Source organism: Grimontia marina (genome assembly GCF_900060185.1).
GTDB lineage: Bacteria > Pseudomonadota > Gammaproteobacteria > Enterobacterales > Vibrionaceae > Enterovibrio > Enterovibrio marinus.
On sequence record NZ_FIZY01000114.1, the window covers coordinates 1 to 4,089 of the forward strand.

3 protein-coding genes are annotated in these 4,089 nt (G+C 36.1%); 1 reads left to right on the forward strand and 2 read right to left on the reverse strand.

Annotated elements, in window-relative coordinates; translation table 11 throughout:
- The coding region (locus GMA8713_RS28545) for a helix-turn-helix transcriptional regulator (protein ID WP_306456076.1) at positions 1–478 on the forward strand (478 nt) is incomplete at its 5' end.
- A gap of 511 nt (positions 479–989) precedes the next feature.
- Here GMA8713_RS28545 and GMA8713_RS25155 read toward each other — a convergent pair.
- Both GMA8713_RS25155 and GMA8713_RS25160 read right to left on the reverse strand, forming a co-directional pair.
- Positions 990–2,891 carry a hypothetical protein gene (locus GMA8713_RS25155; protein WP_062715346.1) on the reverse strand — a complete coding sequence of 634 codons (1,902 nt, stop codon included), beginning with the start codon at positions 2,889–2,891 and terminating at the stop codon, positions 990–992.
- A complete protein-coding gene (locus tag GMA8713_RS25160) occupies positions 2,884–3,900 on the reverse strand; it encodes a hypothetical protein (protein WP_062715348.1) in 1,017 nt (338 codons plus the stop codon). Before GMA8713_RS25160 ends, GMA8713_RS25155 begins: the two co-directional genes overlap by 8 nt.
- Positions 3,901–4,089: the final 189 nt, after the last annotated feature.

Genomic DNA, 4,089 nt, shown 5'->3' on the forward strand with positions numbered 1-4,089 from the left:
TTTTTGTTGCTCAACAATGGCTGCCCAATGGGCGCGTTTTTGCTCTTGGTTCATGGTGCCTCCGATGAAAAAGGCACTATGTCAAAGTACTGGTGTTATTGGTATGTGGGGTTTATTAACCGCTTACCTTGCTATTGAAATCCAGCAAAGCACAACAAGGCTTACCGTCCCTTTGGCCATATACTCTCGGTTGATTGCAATAGAAGAAGAGCAACCAAAGAAAAGGTCGTCACCGACAAGAATTGAATCTAAGACTGAAGCTTCAATGGAAGAGTCTTCAAAACCACGTTTACTTACAGAGAAGCAAGTGGCAGAACTTATCGGGATGAGTCGCTCGTTCCTCCGCCAGTCAAGAATGGAAGGACACCGGCAAAACCGAACAGAAGCACCACCTTTTATCAAAGTTGGTAGGGCTGTGAGATACAGGTATGACGACATTGATAAGTGGATTGAGAAGCAAAAACGTAGAACTCAATAGGTCGTTGACCCCCTTCTGGGCCAAGTCCGTTTGCCACGTAGATTGGTGTGCTTTTAATTTACAGACATATCATTTACTTACTGATTAAGCATACATCCAAATAACCAATATCCCACTAGCGAAGACACACATTATTGGTAATGACGCTGTAAGAGAACCTTCTCCTGTCTCTTATAGACTCAACGCAAAGACAGATTATCGCCCTAAACACCTGAACCCAAAACGCTCAAAATGAGTTGGTGAAGCGATCCTGTAAACATAGAGCACTTCTGTTTGTCTTAAATTTTCAAAGATAATCATATGCAATGCGAGCGAGCGCTACTGTTAGCTGAACATATATATTGAACTGTCCACCGCCAATTTCTAAGTTGTCTTGAGAAAAACGCTTTATAACATCAGAATTATACTTTTGATATAGAGCCAAACTTTCACATTATCCATGCATCTCCCTCAAATAAAAAAATCAAATAATGGTCATATCTCCATACATCATTTCATTAAGATCACCCACCTATAGGCAACGTTCCTCTATTAGTACATATGCCTTCGAAACTGTCGTAAACAATCGAGGCTCTAAATCACATATAGCCTTAATGAGGTAATACAATTTTTGTTCTTCATTACCGAGATTTAAATAAGTTAGTTCAGACAGATACTGCCCTAGATACTTGCACCAGGATGTAATATTGCTAAACGAGCCACTAGCAAGAACACCGATAAAAACCAACTCCTGTAATTTACATCCTTTCAAAAGCTCTTTTCTGTAGACTCTAGTTAGGACTAGCAATTCGTCGGCTAGAAGTTCAGATTTTGTGACAGATGCAGCGACAGCAAGTCCATTCAAACAACTATACAGAACTTCGATAGACTCAATTTTTTCAAACATGTGGCCAGATGACCTTATCTTTTCAGAAACTGAAGCTAAATGTTGCTTGTCGAGCTTCCAAAATCGTGACGAATTCATGAAACCAGTGAACGAATTAATCGTACTGCCTGAAATAGCTAAACCATTATTGACTATTTCTTCAATATAATTTGGCATATCTGGCGGTTCTATACCTCCTTCGAGAGGACCAGGTAGAAACATGTCGATAGTAAATGGTAGATTGCTCAAAGTTTCATCATCTTTTTTCAAGTATTTGTGATGTTCTGTTTCATCTATCACTGATATAGAATTCAACAACCTTCCAAATAGCTCACTTCTCAATTGTGATTGTTCTGCATAATCAGGAAGCCATCGGCTATCTGTTCTCAAGTCCAGCAAGTTACCTATGTAAAAATCTTGACCAAAATTGCGAGCAATCCAATCACATAGTTCCTGATCTTCTGTGACGCCATTTTCGCAGAAACACCTATACAATAAAGATGCATGGGATAAAGATGCCAGCCTACGATAGAAAACAGGATGGTTGATAAATAGCTTACGCCGAATAAGTACTGCATCTGTCAGTATAAAAAAGAAAGATAGTAGGCTTAAGGTCTTTTGAACGTCACCGTTCCAAAAAGTATCAACTATTTGAGAAATGACATTGATACTATCATCATCGGAGCGTCTGATTTTTAGAAGAACATCAGCAAAGGAAAAATCCAGGAGAATACAACTATTAGATTTGATATCTTCAGATACACCACATAGAATATCACCATCCAAAAGACTTATAATTTTTTGATTGGAGAAATTTGGACTCCAGTTTAAACTCAATATATTTTTTACACTTTTACCCCCATATGATTCAATCAGGTATTTAATATGCTCAAGCCCTTCCACATCAAAATATTCGATAATATTATTGCTATCTTTAAGCTCTCCTATTAGGCTCTGATAGTAAGAAAAATCTTGTGGAACAAGTTGATCCAAACTAAATGAACACCTCTTTATTAACCTTGAACTTAAATCAGAAAAGAAAACTCCAGGAGACGTATCAATTATACCTTTCAAGTACGTCATTCTTTCGCCAGAAGAAATATCAGAACTAAGAATAGTTACCATTTCCTCCGAACTATTCCTCCCAAGTAATAAATCACTTTTAATATATTCTAAATATTCCAATCTCAAATTTTCATCTGGATGTAAAAACCAAAAACCTGAAGTGGAAAAATTAGAATCTTCACTACTCAACAATATGTTTTTTATTGGAGCACATTTAGGCTCATCACTTAAACTTAGTTCCCAAACTCTACCAGATTCATCTTTTAGACTAGCGTATCCATCCTTATATAGAGATAAAAGTGAAGAATAAAAAAGTTCATCTTCAAACTGTATACCCGCTTCTGAAAGGCCAATGTTGTAATTAAACTTTATTCCGGTTTTATTAACAAAATCTTCATCATTTAAAATATCATTCATAAATGAATCGGGGTAATCCTGCAGCAAACCAACAAGAGAGCTTTTCATTACTTTTGATCTATTCATGAAAATCACCTTCAACTTTTTCAGATATTTTACTAGCTCCCTCGAAAGTCATGTGTTTAGCACTATTTAATATTTCTCTATATAAATTAGGATTACTATGCTTAACATTGTCTAATACCTCTGTCGTAAGCCAGTTTTGGTAAGACTTTTTTCTCTCAATACACGTAATATCATGGCTGTGTAAAAGTGAATTTACACGCAACATGTCAGCATTCTGAGCAAAGCCTTCTCCTACTTGGTTCGTGTAACATTCGGCCCATGTTTTATAATCAATAATATGATAAATCCAATTTGATATAGATTTACATTTAGAATCATCTTCGTATCTGTTCCATATCGACTTTAAATAATGGGACAAAAATGTCATGAGGTTTATCAACCATTCCGCATCTCTTGGCAACTCGATAAATTCTGATGACTTAATCAATACCATATTTTGTCTAATAGCTTTTAGTTCTGCACTTTCTACTAAGCGATCATTATTATTTATTGAGGCATCAAATATTCGATCTAACTCATTTTTACTAAGTTTGCAAAAGATGTAGCCTCTATTAATGAGATTAATCTTTGTGGCGAATAAATCTCTATCATTGAGAATGTTTTTGTAGTGTAGTATGTGTAATAAGTCCCATGTAGTGATAGTTGGCACATCACCAAATCCAGTCTTTATATTTTTAAATTTATTTAGGAACCTTTCATCTGTAACTATCGCATCGATTGGAGTACTGGACGTAACAATCTCAACGCAGCTTACGTTTGATTCATCAAAAACTTCTTTGTAATTGATGGCAGTAAGTTTTATTTTACCGTTAATAATGTACTTATTTAGAGTCCTACGAATATAATCTAGTTCCGATATAACTTTATTATTAGTCTCTTCGAAACTGATAAGATTTTGATTTTCTATGTTATGAGAATCACTTATATAACACTTTAGCGTGCTCTCACCCAGTATTGAAAGAATTCCGATGCGAAGAAATGTTTGGCAGGTCAGCCTATCGATATACAACTCACTATCAGGAGCAAAACTAACGTCAATATCATCAACATTTAAAGGTGACTCAATTAACTCTAAATAACTGATCCGAATAGTGCTACATTTTCGCCGTGCCGTGGCAACCTCCCGGGTACGGCGATACGTTATCCATAAAGTGCTTCACCTTCCTGAGCAATTGCCACATATGTTTACACCTGTGAT

Bases quoted from the DNA above. Each gene is read 5' to 3' on its own strand.
- GMA8713_RS25155 (WP_062715346.1), bottom strand. From the start codon at position 2,891: ATGAATAGATCAAAAGTAATGAAAAGCTCTCTTGTTGGTTTGCTGCAG.